Raw genomic sequence first — 16,172 nt, 5'->3', positions numbered from 1 at the left:
TCCTAAATTTTTTCACGAACAATTTGAATTAAATTATCAGTAAGTTTGAGTATATCACTTTTAGTTGTAAAAGTGTCAAAACTAATCCTAATCGATTCATTAACACGGTCACTAGTTGGGCCAAACATTGCAGTTAACACATGCGACGGTTCCAAACTCCCCGCCGTACAAGCAGAGCCACCCGAAATAACGACCCCTGCTAGGTCCAATTTAATTTGTAAAACCGAAGTTGCCCAGCCTTTCAACCATAAATTCAAAATATTGGGCGCACTCGCCGTTATTTTGGGGCCATTTACTGCAAAATCAACGTTGTGCGCTGTTAATTGATCAATGATTAACTGTTTATAGCACGTAAAACGCTCTCGATCCTGCTGAATTTGTTGACTATCGTGAAATTGCACAGCAGTTTGTAAACCAGCAATCGCAGGGATATTTTCCGTACCAGCCCGCTTTTTGTTTTCTTGATCACCACCATGAATCAAAGATGGTAAATTGACACCAGTTCGTTCATACAGAAAGCCCAACATTTTAGGTCCATTCAATTTATGAGCCGAAGTAGTTAATAAATCGACATTTAATTGCTGTACATCCAAAGTTTGATGGCCGTAAGCTTGTACCGCATCTGTATGAAACAAAGCTTGGTGTGATTTGAGAATTTGACCAATTTCTGCAATTGGGTTTTGTGTCCCCACTTCATTATTAACGGTCATAATAGATACTAAAATCGTATCAGGCCGTAAAGCTTGCCGAAAATCAGTTAAACTAATCCGGCCAAATTCGTCGACTGGCAAATAAGTAACTTCAAAACCTTTTTGCTCTAAATAAGCCATAGATTTTAAAACGGCTTCATGCTCAATTGCTGTCGTAATAATATGCTTACCCAACTGTTGCTGGCTCAACGCAGCCATAATAATCGCAGTATTGTCACCTTCGGAACCACCACTATTAAACGTAATTTCACTCGGTTGCGCATTAATACTTTGAGCAATTACCGTTCGGGTATCATCCAAAACTGCTCGTGCTTGGCGGCCGTAAAAATTAGGTGTAGAGGCATTACCAAAATTATTAGCTAATTGTTGTTCCATCGTAGTCACAACTGCCGGCGCCAACCGCGTCGTCGCGGCGTTATCTAAATAAACATGCTCCATGATTATTATTACCTTCTTAATTATGATCCATAAAGTTTAATAACATCTGTACTGAACGTTGACCCGCATCTTGGACAAATTCATCAAAGGAAACATTGGCTTGATCATCACCAACATCACTCATTGCTCGAATGATGACAAATGGAATTTTAAATTGTGTAGCCACTTGTCCGACGGCTGCACCTTCCATTTCTACAGTTAAAGCATCCGGAAAATCTTGTAAAATTTGATCCTTTTGCTGCTGACTACCAATAAATTGATCACCTGAAACAATCAAGCCCACACGGCTAGTTTGCCCAACCATTTGTCCGGCGTCCACTACTTGCTGAACCAATTTAGAATCAGCTTGGAAATAAAGCGGTTGTTGTGGCAGCTGTCCCTTCGGATAATCAGAGGCCGTTACATCCACATCATGATAAGCAACCTGCTTAGAAACCACAACATCACCCACACTTAAGCCTGAACCAATTCCGCCAGCTGAACCAGTATTAATTAGCACATCTGGTTGGTAATTATTACATAAGATGGTCGTAACCATCCCCGCTTGTACTTTGCCAATACCACTTTGTGCCACCACTACTTGGTGTTTTTGGTAACAGCCAACTATTAACTCGATTCCGGCAATTTTTTCCACCGTTTTATTAGACAAAGAATTAGTTAAAACACCCATTTCTTCAGCCATTGCTACAATAACACCAATTTTCATACTTCATTCCTCCTATTAAGTTAAACAAAAAATAAAATTAAATAAACTAACACAATTAACAAGCCAACTATTATAATGCACCGATTCAACCATTGTTTTAACCGACTAGACTTAGCTTGCGGATCAAAGCGGCTCCAAGTTGGAACGGTCTCAGATGTTGTATCTTGTTGATCTAAATCTGTAGTTTCTTTCATCTCAATTAAGCTCCCATTAATTGTTGCCAAAACATGATGGCTAATATCGTTTTAGCATCACAAATTAACCCTTGTTGAATTTGATTTTGGGCTTGAGTTAACGTCAATAATTCAATTGATAAAAATTCATCCGGATCTAGCGGTCGCTTGTGCGCTACTGGTTGGACCGCTGGCGCATAATATAAAGTTATATATTCGTCACTAAAGCCCGGCGTAGAATAAAAACCCGTCAAAAATTGTAACTTTGAACAAGTATAGCCAGTTTCCTCGTTCAATTCTCGTAAAGCTTCACTTTTGAGATCAACACAATCAGGTTCCACTTTACCGGCTGGAATTTCTAAAGTCAATTGTCGGAGTGGTTCCCGCCATTGCTTCACCAATAAAATTTGGTGATCAATCACCGTTAAAATCCCAACAGCTCCGTGATGATGAACAATTTCTCGTGTCGCTTGTTTCTGATTAGGTAACAGCACGGTCTCTACAGCGACATCAATCACCCGTCCTGAAAAAATTTGCTTAGTACTTAATTTCTTTTCTTTGAAGTCCAATTTAGCCCTCCGTTTAAAATAATGCGTTAATCCCTATTAATTCGAATTTTCTTGCTATAATCAGCGTTAGAGAATGGGGGGTCTAGTTTGTCTAACTTTTATACTTATCATTACCTAACGCAACAACCTAGCCACGTCAACAATATTATCTTGTTAATTAATGTTATTTTACTGACTATTGTCATCATATCATTATTACTTTTTTTGAGCCATCGCGATGATGGCAAGTACCGTGAATTGACTATTATCACGATTTTAGCTCTGCTACTAACATTAACTATCCAATATGATAATTGGCAACAAAACCGCAACTCTGCCAATGGTAATAGTCAAGTTGCCAGCTTGATCAAACAAGTTAGTCTCAATCAACATATTCCAGTCAAGCACATTTATTCTAATTCAACAATTCTAACTAACGGTATGTTAATCAAAATTAATTCTAAAATTATGAAAGTCAATTTAAATAATGACAATTCCAGTTTTGAATTAGTTCGCGTCCACTTAACTAATCCGAAAATTCACATTATTAACCACTAGGAGGTAACAAATGACTTTTTATTGGCAAACTTTTATTAAACTCATTATGGGATTTTTTGCCATGATTATTCAAATTAATCTATTAGGTAAATCCAATTTAGCTCCTAGTAACGTGATTGATCAAATGCAAAATTTTGTCTTAGGCGGAATTATTGGTGGCGTTTTATATAACTCTGAAATTACGTTATTACAATTTTTCATTGTTTTGCTAATCTGGACCTTGGTGGTCTTTACGATGAAATTTTTAACCAATCATAATCACTTAATTAAACATTTTGTAGACGGCGAACCCACAATTATTATTTCGAATGGCAAAATTTTATCTGAAAGAACTGCCAAAGCGGGGCTATCCGCGCATGACTTAGCTTTCAAGTTACGTCAAGCTGGTATCAATGATTTGAACGATATTGATAAAGCCGTTTGGGAACAAAATGGTCAAATTAGTTTTACCGTTAAAAAAGATCTCAAGTATCAATTTCCGGTCATTATGGATGGACAACTTGATCAACTCGGTTTGGAATACACTAATCACACTGAACAATGGGTCACCGACCAGTTAAACCAACAAGGCTATCAAATTTCCGACATTTATATCGCCATGGTGGACCACGAAGGACTGCGCATCTTTCCTTACGGTATTCAACATTAAGTTCTGCTAAACATAACTTTTGATTAATTGTTTATTTTTTTGAAAATTAGTCAAATAACATTACCATTATACTGTAAGATTTTCTTTTTAGTTAGTAATTAACTCACCATGCTGACTGATCATCTCTAAAAATGCTCTATAGCAGCTAAAACTGCCATAGAGCATTTTTATTTGTATTTAATCTGTGACTGACGGTTGCACGTGGACATTAACCGCTTGTGGACCTTTAAATCCTTGCGCCATTTCAAAATAAACTTTTTGGCCTGCGGTTAAGGTTTTAAACCCCGTACCACTGATAGCTGTAAAATATACAAATACCCTTTGCTGCGTTTTCGCAGTAATAATCTCGCCAATCCCCTTTTTATCATCAAACCAATCTACTGTTCCGGTAATCATTTTTCCAATCCTTCTACTACAGCTTCTGGATAATCTTGACGGACAATTTGTGCACAACGGGCACATAACATTGCTAACTGTTTGTCTTGACCAACATCTTCCTTAGTCATGCGACACCGTTCACAAACTTGACCACTAGCAGGAGTAACTTTAACCTGCACATCATCATATTCATCAGCTTGAGTTAACGGTTGGTCAGAAATATTAAATTGCGAAACAATCAATAATTGTCCAACATTAACCTTTAATTTGGTCAAAAGTTGTCTTAAATGATCATTAGGATAGATAGTTACTGCGGCTTCCATCGATTTACCAATCAATTTTTGATCACGTAAATTTTCTAATGACTTCAAAACATCGGTGCGAAAGTCCATAAATTCTTGCCAATCAGTCAAAATCTGTTCAGCATTGTCATAGTTTTCAACCGTGGGCATCTGTGTTAATTGGGCATAATCTTCAGGTTCTTTTAATTGTAGCCAAACTTGTTCCATTGTGTGTGGCAAAATAGGTGTCAATAATTTAGTTAACTTAACTGTCGCTTCGTAAATAACCGTCTGCATCTGTCGCCGGGCTAACGAATTCTTGGATTCAATATAAACCACATCTTTAGCAAAATCTAAATAAAATGCAGACATATCATTAATCAAAAATTCATTAACTTGTTTAATAATATCGACAAAATCATAATGATCATAGTTGGCCAAAACCTTAGCAACTAAGCGATCTAATTTAACAAGAATATATTGATCAACTGAACTTAACTTAGCATATTCCACTGTATCTACTTGAGGGTCAAAATCACTGGTATTGGCCAACATAAAACGTAGTGTATTGCGAATCTTCCGGTACGCATCTGACGTTTGTTTAAAGGCATCCATAGAAACAGGAACATCTGAACTGGTATCAACTGAAGCTACCCACAAGCGAATGATTTCCGCACCGAACTGCCGTTCAACATCACTAGGAACAATGACATTGCCCAATGACTTACTCATCTTACGTCCCTTAGCGTCTAAGGTGAAGCCTTGCGATAAAATCTTTTTATATGGTGCTTGACCCGTAACTGCCACCGAAGTAATTAAACTAGAATTAAACCAACCCCGATATTGATCAGAACCTTCCAAATACAAGTCTGATGGAAAATGTAGGTCCGGGCGTGTTTTCAAAACTGCTTGATTACTGGACCCAGAATCAAACCAAACATCCATAATATCTGTTTCTTTAGTAAATTGGCCATTCGGACTCCCCGGGTAACTAAAACCTTCTGGTAACAATTCTTTGGCAGATCTTTCAAACCAAACATTGGAACCATATTGTTCAAACAATTGCGCTACATGTTCAATTGTTTCGGGAGTCATGATTGCATCACCATTTTCAGCATAGAAAATTGGTAAAGGTACGCCCCAGATCCGCTGTCTAGAAATGACCCAATCACCACGATCTTTAATCATATTATAAAGTCTAGTTTTACCCCAACTTGGTTGAAAATCTAGTTGATCAATTTGATCTAAAATCTCATCCCGCATCTTGTCAATGGAAGCAAACCATTGCGGCGTAGACCGGAAAATCACTGGCTTTTTGGTTCGCCAATCATGCGGATAACTATGCGTAAAGAAGTCTAATTTAACTAATGTCTGCTTTTCTTGCAACAGTTTTGTGACCATCTTATTAGCATCGTCATAAAAGACACCTTCAAAACCTGGTGCTTCATCAGTTAAGCGTCCTTGACCATCCACTGGTGATAATACGTCTAAATGGTATTTCATTCCGACATTAAAGTCATCGCCACCAAGACCAGGAGCCGTATGCACTAAACCAGTTCCTTCATCTAAGGTAACATGATCACCCAAAATTAAGACTGAATCACGATCATAAAAAGGATGACTGGCCACTAAATATTCAAACTCGGAACCTTTATATTCACGAATTACTTGCCATTGATCCCACTCTAAAGTTTGTGCCAAGTATTCAATTCGGTCACTAGCTACCACATATTTTTTGCCTGTTGGTAATTTAATTAATGAGTATTCAAACCGTGGGTTAACGGCAATCGCCTCATTAGCTGGTAACGTCCAAGGTGTTGTGGTCCAAACTAAAAATTCCGCATCATCATCTACTACACCCTTACCATCTTTGACCGGAAAAGCCACATACAAAGACGGGGATTTAATATCATGATATTCCACTTCAGCTTCCGCTAAAGTTGACTCAGAAGATGGAGACCAGTAAACCGGCTTTTTACCACGATAAATCAGTCCGCGCTCCACCATTTTACCAAAAACCCGTACTTCTTCAGCTTCATACTTAGGTTGCAATGTAATATATGGATTATCCCAATCACCACTGACGCCTAAACGCTTAAAATCCGTACGTTGTTTTTCTATTTCTTTCATTGCAAAATCATAGCATAATTGGCGATATTGGGCCGAGGTCATTTCTTTACGATTGACACCTTGCTTTGTCAACTGTTGTTCAATTGGTAAGCCGTGTGTATCCCATCCAGGAACATAAGGTGCCCGAAAACCAGCCATTGATTTGTAACGCACAATAAAATCCTTAGTAATTTTATTCATGGCGTGGCCCATATGAATATTACCGTTGGCAAACGGTGGTCCATCATGTAACACAAAAGTTGGACAATCGGCATTTAACTTTTGCCGACGTTGGTAAATTTGATTTTCTTCCCAATCTGCTTGCCACTGGGGCTCCATTTTGGGTAAATTACCACGCATTGGAAAATCGGTTTTACCTAAATTTAGGGTTTCTTTAATTTTCATCGTTTAAAAACCTCCTTAAATAAAAAAATTCGTCCCTCAATTAGGACGAATCACTCGCTATACCACCCAAAAAGTAAGTATATAAATTACAGATGTGTAAAACAAAAGCTGATAAAGTAAACTTCGAGCGCTTGATTTGGCTTACACTATCCCAAATTCGCTGACAAGATCAGAAGTTACTTGAATCTTTTGTAATATTTATTATTGATTATCAACATTATTATTTGCTTTGTCAACTACTTTTGTCGAATCTTTCTTTGGAACCAAATCATCATAGTCGTCATTTTTAATCTCTGCCGCTACTTGATCCAATTTGTTTAAGTAATTCTGTACAGTTGTATGAATATTATCAACTAACGTTTGATTATCATCCGCAGTTAACAATCCTTGCCAAGACTGCGAACTTAATAAATGCTGTTGCTCATCTACAACTTGTTGTAAAGCTTGGTAACTTTCAGCCATTTGCTTTTGCAAAGTCTGCGTTTGTGTGACTAAATTTTGCGCCTGAGTTTGGGCGTCTTGAATAATTTGGCGGCTTTGTTGAATTGCTTGATCAACCATATTTTCAGTGTTAGTTCGCGCTTGGGCAATTACTGTTTGAGCTTGTTCATCAGCTTGTTTTTTAACCTGATCAGCAGCATTTTGGGCAATAATAATGGACTCATTAACTGTATTTTGTAAATCATTAAAATAAGCAATTTGAGCCTTGGAATCCTTGAGATCATACTCTAAACGATGATTGGTCTTAAGTTCCTCACTATAATCTTGGATAATCTGTTCCAGAAAATGATCAACCTCATTTTTATCATAACCACGCAACTGTGTTTTAAATTCCTGAGTTTGAATATCATGGGGAGTTAAAGTCATACTAAAGAGCCTCCTTGGTTTTAATTAACTTAATGCTGATAAAGCTGAACGTACAATTGCCAATAATCCTTATTTTGTCCCAATAAATCAACAATACTCAATTGTCCCTTACCACGCACACTAATTGTATCACCAATTGTCAAAAGATAGTCACTGCGTTTTTCATGCTGCCAATTAATGGATACTAAACCACGCTGCACTAATTCTTTTGCCTTCTGACGACTCAGTTTAAAACCCGTACTGAGAATTTGATCTAAGCGCATGGAATGGACATTCAGAGTTAACATTGTATAGTCATTTTTAATTAATAATAGCTGTTGCCAAGATATTGGCTGCAGCCCAACCGTATTTTTACCGATTTGGTGTACCTCATTGACTAATAAGTCAGTAAGATTTGTCTCAGAAACAAATTGCCAATTAGTCCCATCAGTAATGATATCGCCAAAATTGTTCCGGTCTAACCCCAGATTAAGCAGCTTACCTAAAATTTGGTGGTGCTGTAAATCAATAAATTTATGATTAAAATTAATTTGAAATAATTGTAACTGTAAATCCGTGGACTGAAAAGGAATATAAGGCGGTACTACCAGTAATCTTCTCCGTTGGGCACTTTGAAAACCACCGGACCAATATGGAGTTAATTCTGTAAATTGCGTCAATAATTGATTTGCCAAGCGCTGCTCATAAGGATTCAAAAACGGACTCAATTGTGATTGATAGGTTGTCATGGCCGTTTGCATGAGCGATTGTAATTTAAATAAAATTGCCTTATTCTGCGAATTAAAATCCATTAAAACAACCGTACTATTAATTGCTTAACTAAACCAATGACTAAAAAAGCCCAAATTGGTGAAAAACTAAGGCCAAAGATCGGTGGAATAATCCGATCAAAAATACCTAAAAAAGGCTCCACTAATTTTCTCAGCCATAAGCCTAATTTTGATTGGGCAGCTCCGGGCAACCAAGTTAACAAAGCCCAAATCACAATCAACCATTCATAAAGATCTAACAAATTTACTAAAACAACTGGCAGACCAGACATTAAATTGGCCACGTTAACTTAACCTCAACTTAATCATTAAAATCCATCGTTATATTATCAATCTGAAAATTCAAAGGTGTATATAAAAATACCCGCTCATCAATCTGACGAATATCACCCTTTAAGGCATAAACCGCACCCGTTAAAAAATCAGCAATTCGCCGCATTTGCTCATCATTGACTTGTTGAAAATTAACAATAACGGCATTTTGATTTAACAATTCTTGCGTGATTTTTTTAGCATCCGGATAGGAAAGTGGCCGTGCAATTTGAATTTCACTTTGTTTGGCTACTTTGTTGGCATTTAACGCCACAATATTATTATTTTTAGATGATTGTTCTGCTGGTTCTTTTTGAGTTGGAATCTCAGAATCATCATCTAAACCAAAAAAACTAGCTAATTTTTCAAAGGCCATTTTAATATCTCTCCTTAGTTCTTAGGATTGTGTCTTAAAAAAGGAGGCATGGAATCATCGTCTTCATTATCCGTATCATTTAATACATTGGATTGTCGGAAAATATCAAAGTCATTCGTTCCAGACTTTGAACTATGATTTTGATTAGAATTATCACTACCAACTCCCCAAGCATCCAATTGTTGATCTGCATTATCTTCTGTTGCAGTCGTTGGCGTCGGCTTTTTAGTTACAGCTGCATTTTTAGAACTTTGGTGTTCATCATCAATTCCCGTTGCGATCACCGTAACCTTGACTTCATCGCCCAAACTGTCATTAATAGAAGTTCCAAAAATAATATTAACGTCTTCTGTAGCCGCTTCAGAAACAATACTTGCTGCTTCTTGCGCCTCAAATAATGATAAATCAGGACCACCAGTAATATTTAATAAAACTTGCTGTGCGCCATCAATCGATACTTCCAATAATGGTGAAGAAATAGCTTTTTTAGTAGCATCCACAATCCGGTTTTCACCATTGCCTGTACCGATACCCATTAAGGCTGAGCCTTGATTAGACATAACTGTTTTGACATCTGCAAAATCCAAGTTCACAAAACCGGGCGAAGTAATCAAATCTGAAATACCTTGAACACCTTGTCTTAAAACATCATCCGCAACATGTAATGCTTCATTCATCGGCGTCTTTTTATCAACTATCTCTAATAAACGATTATTAGCAATAATCACCAAGGTATCAACATGTTGCTTTAATTCCTCAATACCTTGATCAGCAAACTTCGCACGTTTGGGTCCTTCAAACATAAATGGTCTGGTAACAACACCAACCGTCAAAGCTCCGGAATCTTTAGCCACCCGGGCAATCACTGGGGCGGCACCCGTACCAGTGCCGCCACCCATGCCAGCAGTAATAAAAATCATATCTGATTCTTTTAATAAATCAGAAATCACATCTTCACTTTCTTCTGCGGCTTTTTGACCAATATCGGGATCAGAACCCGCTCCTAATCCTCGTGTTAACTTAGGTCCTAATTGCAATCTAGTATTAGCTTGTGAAAGATCTAAAGCTTGCATGTCAGTATTAGCTGCAATAAAATCAACGCCCTTGATATTTTCTTCAACCATTCGATTAACAGCATTACCACCGGCACCACCAACACCAATGACTTTAATTACTGCCGAATTTTTTTCTTTCCTGTCCATTGAACTGTCCATTCTAACAAATTCCTCCTGATCTGCCTCACGCTTTTTTAATCAAAAAAACGACTCCAAAAGTTTTTAATTTTTTCACTAGTTGTTCTTGATTTATGCGATTTTTCTTTGACTGGCGTTGTTTTAATATTGTCTAAAGAATCAGGACGATTTGTATCTGCTTTAACTGCTGTCATACCTTTAGAAGTATGAACAACATTATAAGCAATCAAATCCAAATCATTTAACCCTTGTGCATATAATACCAAACCTAGCCCTTCAGTAAAAGCCGGATGCCGTAATCCCATTTGTTCCGGAATAAATGTTTTAGTTTTCATTTTTAAAATTTGCTGTGCTAAAGTATTGACTCCCGCCATTTCAGCCAAACCACCCGTTAAAATGACTCCACCTGGTAAATCTTGAGCGTGAATACTAGTTAATCCTTGCTGCAACCGTTGAAAAATTTGTTGCATCCGTGCAGCAATAATCGAAGCTAAGTACTGACTGGAGATGTTTTGCGGTTGATCTTGACCAACGACTTCCACGGGGATGGTTTCTTCTGCCATTTCTGCTCCCACATCAGCATTACCATAATAATGTTGTAACTTTTCAGCATTGTCCAACGTTGTATTTAAAACCACAGAAATATCGTGAGCTACCAAATTACCGCCTTCTGGATCAATCGCTGTAAATTTCAATTTATTATCATGAATAATGGAGGCCGAAGTTTGACCACCACCTAAATCAATAATTACTGCACCGAAGTTACGCTCACCTTTATCTAAAGCTACCTTACTCAAAGCCAAAGGCGCTAAAACTTCATAAATAATATTTAAACCTGCTTTTTGAATTGCACGCTGCATATTATGAATGATAGATTTCGGTAACGCATATAAAATGCCATTAAACTCTAAGCGACTACCAATCATGCCGCGCGGATCCTTAATATTTTTAAAACCATCTACACAAAAATTATCTGGTAACAGCGCCACAAATTCTAATTCAGGGGTCAAAGTTTGGACCATGGAAGCTGTAATTACTTTTTGCACATCAGCAGCAGTAATCTCTTTAGAGGGTTCATTTAAAGCAATCATGCTATGTGCTTTAAATATTTGTAAACCATTAGCAGGAAGACCAACCACTACATCGCTGATTTCAGTATTAGATTGCGAGGCAGCTTTTTTTACGGCTTCACCAATCGCTATTGCTGCTTGATCAATGTCCACTATCGTTCCGCGATTCATTCCTTGCGAATGGGCACTTCCCACGCCAATAATATTAGCTTGTGAGTTTGTAACATTGGCCACCACTACTTTCATTGACGTGGTTCCAATGTCTAAACTAACAATGATTCGTGAATCATCCATTCTATGATCCTCCTACAACATTTTCAGATTTACTAATGGATAAACCTATTAAATTAATGATACCAAAGTTTTTAGAACTATTCCACCTTCAGACCTGCTGTACCAAAAGGTTTTGAATAAGCCCCCACTTCCAAATTAATAACACCATTTTTAGACATAGTTTTCGAAATAGCAGGATAATATTTGAGTTTAGCAGCTAAAGTGCGAATATCCCCTACGACCAAATTACCATCATTCATATATAAGTTGACCCGATAGGGATGTTCCTTCGTATTTTTACTACCGTGAATTTCTGAAATATCACTCCGTAAACTGGGCGAGCAAGACAGGTATAATTTAACTACTTGCTTTAACGTAACTTTAGTATTCAAGTTTTGGTAAACAGGAAAATTACCAATGGGTTGTTTCAACTTTTGATTAACTAATTGCTGGTTCTCCAAAACACGATAATAGCCTTGCTTTTTTGTAATAAAACCGACGGTTTGATATTCCTGAACTGTAAAAGTTAATTGATTAAATTGTTGATAATGATAACTGATTTTTTTAATTAAAGGCACTTTGGTTTTAATCTGCTTTTCAATTTTGGAACGTTCAACTAATGTCTGCAGCACTAACGTATTTTTATCAATTCTGGAGGCATCAATTACTTGTTGCGCACCTAAATAGTTAACTCCCACAACTGAAATTTTTTGGACATGACCCAACGGCGAAAATAAATAGCCAATCATTAAGATTAAGCTAACTAAGCCTAGCATAATTAAACTGCCGGGTAATATTTTGCGCAACCGCTGGTGATAAGTCTGCGACTTAGTGGCTTCCGATTGTGAGCGATGATATTGATTTTTAAATTGTAATAATTCATTGGACTTATTTTTTTTCATCAATCTACTTCTCAGTAGTAATCAAGTCTAATAAGACCTGAATTAACCGATCACTAGCATCAGCTACACCCAATTGGCGGGCATGCATGGACATTTGGTGTAATAGTTGAGAATCATTTACTGTTTTAGTCAACAATTGTTCCAAACTGAAAGCGGTCAATTCTGATTCAGGTAACAACAAAGCAGCATGCTCTTTGACCAATGATTGGGCATTCTTAGTTTGGTGATCGTTAGTGACATAAGGACTAGGAATAAAAATCGCTGGAATTCCTAAAGCTGTTAATTCAGCAATGGAGGTCGCACCACTGCGCCCAACGATCAACGCTAAATCAGGTAAAATAGCTGGCATATCATCAATATAAGCAACTACTTGCACATTGGCGGCCAGTTGCTGTGGCAACTGCGAACGTACCTTATCATAATGTACTTGACCAGTTACAAATAAAACTTGAAATGCTGCTTGACTGAAATAATCCCAGCTAGCAACTACTGCTTCATTGATTGGACGAGCCCCACGACTACCACCAAAAATCATAACAGTAGGTTGTTTTGGATCCAAACCAAATTCTTGTAAGCGTTGATTAGGTTGCAACTTAGCTACTTCTTGTGCCCGAGGATTACCCGTAAATACTAATTTAGATTTTTCCTTAAATTGTCCTACCACATCCTTAAAAGCATACGCAATCCGATCCACAAAATGCCCCAAAAATTTATTAGTTAGACCAGCCACTGAATTTTGTTCATGGATGACCGTCGGAATTTTTTTTAAGTGGGCGGCTAACACAATTGCACTAGAAACGTAGCCCCCAGTCCCTACTACAATATCTGGTTGAAAATCAGTAACAATTTTTTTAGCTTGCTGAATACTTTTAGCAAATAGCCATAAAGTTTGAACATTCTGCCAGGACAATTTACGCTTGAAACCTTGCAGACGCAAAGTTTGAAACGGAATGTTTTCTTGCGTAATAATTTTTTGCTCTAAGCCTGCCTCAGTGCCGACGTACAAAACTTCGCTCACTAAATGTCGTTCTTTCAATCGCTTAATTAAAGCTAAAGCTGGATAAATATGTCCACCAGTTCCGCCACCAGATACAATTATTCTCATAATTAACCATCCTAATTCAGTTTTTCAACATCACTGATAAATTGATCGCCCCGTTGTTCAAAAGTTGCAAATTGATCCCAACTAGCAGCTGCCGGTGATAATAACAAAACATCCCCTGGTGCCGTTAATTGATAAGCTAAAGGTACCGCTTCATCTAAATTATCAACTAGTTTAATAGTTGCGACTTCCGCCTTTTGTGCGGCCTTTTGCATTAAATATTTCGTCTGACCGTATAACACAATGGCTTTGACATGACGTAATTGTTCAACTAAGTCATCAAATTCAAAACCGCGATCTAATCCACCGGCAATTAAAACTAATGGTTGCTTAAAAGCTTGCAATGCCACAATGGTTGCTTCAATATTAGTTGCTTTAGAATCATTATAAATTTTACGACCATGTAATTGTTTAACAAACTGAATCCGATGCTTAACCCCTTGAAAAGTAGTTAAAACTTGTTTAATAGCTTGATTCGATTTACCCATTAACTTAGCCACAGCAATCGCTGCTAAACAATTTTCAATGTTATGTTGTCCGGGTAGCACAATTTGATCAACATCAATGATTGCTTCTTGTCGGAAATAGAGTGTCTGCCCTTTTTGATAAGCTCCTTGTTCACTAACGTCCAACCGTGAAAAAGGCACTACCTGTGCTTGGGTTTGCTGGCTTAAAGTTCGCCATTCTTCTTGATCAAAATTCACCACAAAGTAATCGTCTGCAGTTTGATTTTGTGTAATTTTCATTTTGGCCCGCACATAATTCTCTCGCGTTTTATGGTAATCCAAATGTGCTTCATAAATATTGTTCAGTACCGCAATCTTCGGACGTAACTTGGTAGTGCCTAATAATTGAAAACTGGACAATTCAACTACAATATCGTCAACAGGAGTTGCTTGTTGCACAACCTGCGAAACAGGGATGCCAATATTACCTGCTTTATAAGCGTGTCCCGCTGCCCGTTCTTGGTCTAAAATTAACTGAATTAAAGTCGTCGTTGTGGTTTTACCATTAGTTCCAGTTACTCCCACAAAAGGTGCTGACGAGACTTCGTAAGCCAGTTCCGGTTCTGTAATAATAGGAATATTGCGTTCCATTGCCGCCTTGACTAAAGGTAATTCATACGAAATACCCGGATTTTTAACAATCAAATCAAAATCCTGCTCAAGTAATGAAACTGGATTACTACCCGTAAGCACTTTCAGTCCTCGATCCCGTAATTGTTGGGCTTCCGAACTGTCTTGTTGATCATTAATAGTTAAAGTTGCACCTAATTTGTTTAGTAATAATGCTGCATTAAAACCACTTTTGGCCAAACCCAAAATTAGCACTTTTTGACCTTGATAATCATTAATCTCTTTCATTAAGTCCTCCTTAACTCACAAATATGATTATATAACTTAATGCTGCCAATAGACCAACTGCCCAAAAAACTAACACAACTTTCCATTCTGACCAGCCTAACATTTCAAAATGATGATGAATTGGCGACATCTTAAACACTCGATGCCCTGTTGTTTTAAACACAGCTACTTGGATCATCACACTCGCCGTTTCCACAACAAATACAATTCCAATCCACAATAACGACCACGGTATTCCTAACACCAAAGAAACAGCTGCTAAGCCAGCACCTAAAGCTAAGGAACCAACATCGCCCATAAAAATTTTAGCCGGTTTATGGTTAAAAATCATAAAGCCAATCATTGCGCCAACAACACTTAAACAAGCTACAACAACATCAAAGTTAGTTTGTTTGTATGCAATATAAGCATAAGTCAAATAAGCAATGATCGTTAATCCAGTTACTAAGCCATCCAAACCGTCCGTTAAATTAACTGCATTAGAAAAGCCAACCAACCAAACTAGCATAAAAATTACATAAATAATCAGAGAATGAAAAATATAACCAAAAAATTGTAAATCTGTTGGTAATTGATAGTAAAGATAGAGTCCGCAAAAAACTATTGCAAATAACAGCTGTAATAAGGATTTTTGCCAAGCCAATAAACCTAAATTACGATGATTTTTTAATTTAATAAAATCATCTAAAAAACCAATTAAGCCAAACAGTAGGAGCATTAAACTAATCAGCATCAAGGAATTAGTAAATAATTCCAACCATGTTCCAACCCAAATATTAGTCAGCACCATCGCCAATAAAAAGATCACGCCTCCCATTGTCGGGGTACCGGCTTTATATTCTTGCCAACTAGGACCTTCTTCACGGATTTGTTGACCTTCACGATTAGACAACATCACCTTGATAAATAGTGGCATAAAAATTACTACCAAAATTAAACTGCTAATTAATGGGATTATCATTTTACCCAAATTCATTTCTCAATCCTC

18 protein-coding genes are annotated in these 16,172 nt (G+C 37.3%); 2 read left to right on the top strand and 16 right to left on the bottom strand.

The features are described 5' to 3' along the window. Window positions 1–2: 2 nt before the first annotated feature. From AC3B6B_RS06290 to AC3B6B_RS06275, 4 genes are read right to left on the bottom strand one after another with little or no spacing between them, the layout of a single operon-like run. Window positions 3–1,148, bottom strand: a complete 1,146-nt coding sequence (locus tag AC3B6B_RS06290; RefSeq protein ID WP_489757836.1) for a cysteine desulfurase family protein — start codon at window positions 1,146–1,148, stop codon at window positions 3–5. A 16-nt stretch (window positions 1,149–1,164) separates the two neighbouring features. Next, window positions 1,165–1,854 (bottom strand): 5'-methylthioadenosine/adenosylhomocysteine nucleosidase, encoded by a 690-nt coding sequence (locus AC3B6B_RS06285; protein ID WP_489757835.1) that lies wholly within the window; start codon window positions 1,852–1,854, stop codon window positions 1,165–1,167. Between the two features lie 20 nt (window positions 1,855–1,874). Next, the gene (locus AC3B6B_RS06280; protein WP_489757834.1) at window positions 1,875–2,048 is read right to left on the bottom strand and encodes a hypothetical protein; all 174 of its coding nucleotides are present in this window, start codon (window positions 2,046–2,048) and stop codon (window positions 1,875–1,877) included. Between the two features lie 5 nt (window positions 2,049–2,053). Continuing rightward, entirely contained in the window at window positions 2,054–2,596 is a 543-nt protein-coding gene (locus tag AC3B6B_RS06275) for an NUDIX hydrolase (protein WP_489757833.1), read from the bottom strand. Window positions 2,597–2,683: 87 nt separating this feature from the next. On the opposite strand from AC3B6B_RS06275, the gene AC3B6B_RS06270 reads away from it, so the two are divergent. Together AC3B6B_RS06270 and AC3B6B_RS06265 are read left to right on the top strand one after the other, a co-directional pair. After that, window positions 2,684–3,133: a DUF3290 family protein gene (locus AC3B6B_RS06270; RefSeq protein ID WP_489757832.1), complete on the top strand. Its 450-nt coding sequence runs from the start codon at window positions 2,684–2,686 to the stop codon at window positions 3,131–3,133. A gap of 10 nt (window positions 3,134–3,143) precedes the next feature. Then, window positions 3,144–3,782, top strand: a complete 639-nt coding sequence (locus AC3B6B_RS06265; RefSeq protein ID WP_489757831.1) for a DUF421 domain-containing protein — start codon at window positions 3,144–3,146, stop codon at window positions 3,780–3,782. A 177-nt stretch (window positions 3,783–3,959) separates the two neighbouring features. Here AC3B6B_RS06265 and AC3B6B_RS06260 read toward each other — a convergent pair whose 3' ends face one another. From AC3B6B_RS06260 to mraY, 12 genes are all read right to left on the bottom strand, one after another. Beyond that, window positions 3,960–4,178, bottom strand: a complete 219-nt coding sequence (locus tag AC3B6B_RS06260; RefSeq protein ID WP_489757830.1) for a cold-shock protein — start codon at window positions 4,176–4,178, stop codon at window positions 3,960–3,962. Beyond that, on the bottom strand, window positions 4,175–6,955 hold the full coding sequence (gene ileS / locus AC3B6B_RS06255; RefSeq protein WP_489757829.1) for an isoleucine--tRNA ligase: 2,781 nt from the start codon (window positions 6,953–6,955) through the stop codon (window positions 4,175–4,177). The genes AC3B6B_RS06260 and ileS overlap by 4 nt, the downstream gene beginning before the upstream one ends. 201 nt (window positions 6,956–7,156) lie before the next feature. Then, entirely contained in the window at window positions 7,157–7,822 is a 666-nt protein-coding gene (locus AC3B6B_RS06250) for a DivIVA domain-containing protein (RefSeq protein ID WP_489757828.1), read from the bottom strand. Between the two features lie 29 nt (window positions 7,823–7,851). Beyond that, entirely contained in the window at window positions 7,852–8,613 is a 762-nt protein-coding gene (locus tag AC3B6B_RS06245) for a YlmH family RNA-binding protein (protein ID WP_489757827.1), read from the bottom strand. Then, entirely contained in the window at window positions 8,613–8,876 is a 264-nt protein-coding gene (locus tag AC3B6B_RS06240) for a YggT family protein (RefSeq protein WP_489757826.1), read from the bottom strand. The genes AC3B6B_RS06245 and AC3B6B_RS06240 overlap by 1 nt, the downstream gene beginning before the upstream one ends. Before the next feature lie 17 nt (window positions 8,877–8,893). Continuing rightward, on the bottom strand, window positions 8,894–9,280 hold the full coding sequence (locus tag AC3B6B_RS06235; RefSeq protein ID WP_489757825.1) for a cell division protein SepF: 387 nt from the start codon (window positions 9,278–9,280) through the stop codon (window positions 8,894–8,896). Between the two features lie 14 nt (window positions 9,281–9,294). Continuing rightward, window positions 9,295–10,494, bottom strand: coding sequence for a cell division protein FtsZ (gene ftsZ, locus AC3B6B_RS06230; protein WP_489757824.1), 1,200 nt, complete (start codon window positions 10,492–10,494; stop codon window positions 9,295–9,297). A 35-nt stretch (window positions 10,495–10,529) separates the two neighbouring features. Beyond that, window positions 10,530–11,837, bottom strand: a complete 1,308-nt coding sequence (ftsA, locus tag AC3B6B_RS06225) for a cell division protein FtsA (protein WP_489757823.1) — start codon at window positions 11,835–11,837, stop codon at window positions 10,530–10,532. A 77-nt stretch (window positions 11,838–11,914) separates the two neighbouring features. Next, entirely contained in the window at window positions 11,915–12,718 is an 804-nt protein-coding gene (locus AC3B6B_RS06220) for a cell division protein FtsQ/DivIB (protein ID WP_489757822.1), read from the bottom strand. A 4-nt stretch (window positions 12,719–12,722) separates the two neighbouring features. Continuing rightward, a complete protein-coding gene (murG, locus tag AC3B6B_RS06215) occupies window positions 12,723–13,823 on the bottom strand; it encodes an undecaprenyldiphospho-muramoylpentapeptide beta-N-acetylglucosaminyltransferase (RefSeq protein ID WP_489757821.1) in 1,101 nt (366 codons plus the stop codon). Between the two features lie 11 nt (window positions 13,824–13,834). Continuing rightward, the gene (gene murD, locus AC3B6B_RS06210; protein ID WP_489757820.1) at window positions 13,835–15,184 is read right to left on the bottom strand and encodes a UDP-N-acetylmuramoyl-L-alanine--D-glutamate ligase; all 1,350 of its coding nucleotides are present in this window, start codon (window positions 15,182–15,184) and stop codon (window positions 13,835–13,837) included. Window positions 15,185–15,194: 10 nt separating this feature from the next. Continuing rightward, complete coding sequence (mraY, locus tag AC3B6B_RS06205; RefSeq protein ID WP_489757819.1) at window positions 15,195–16,160, bottom strand: phospho-N-acetylmuramoyl-pentapeptide-transferase; 966 nt, start codon at window positions 16,158–16,160, stop codon at window positions 15,195–15,197. Between the last annotated feature and the right edge of the window lie 12 nt (window positions 16,161–16,172).

Source organism: Bombilactobacillus sp. ESL1197 (assembly GCF_058107145.1).
This window is presented reverse-complemented; position numbering and strand designations above follow the sequence as displayed.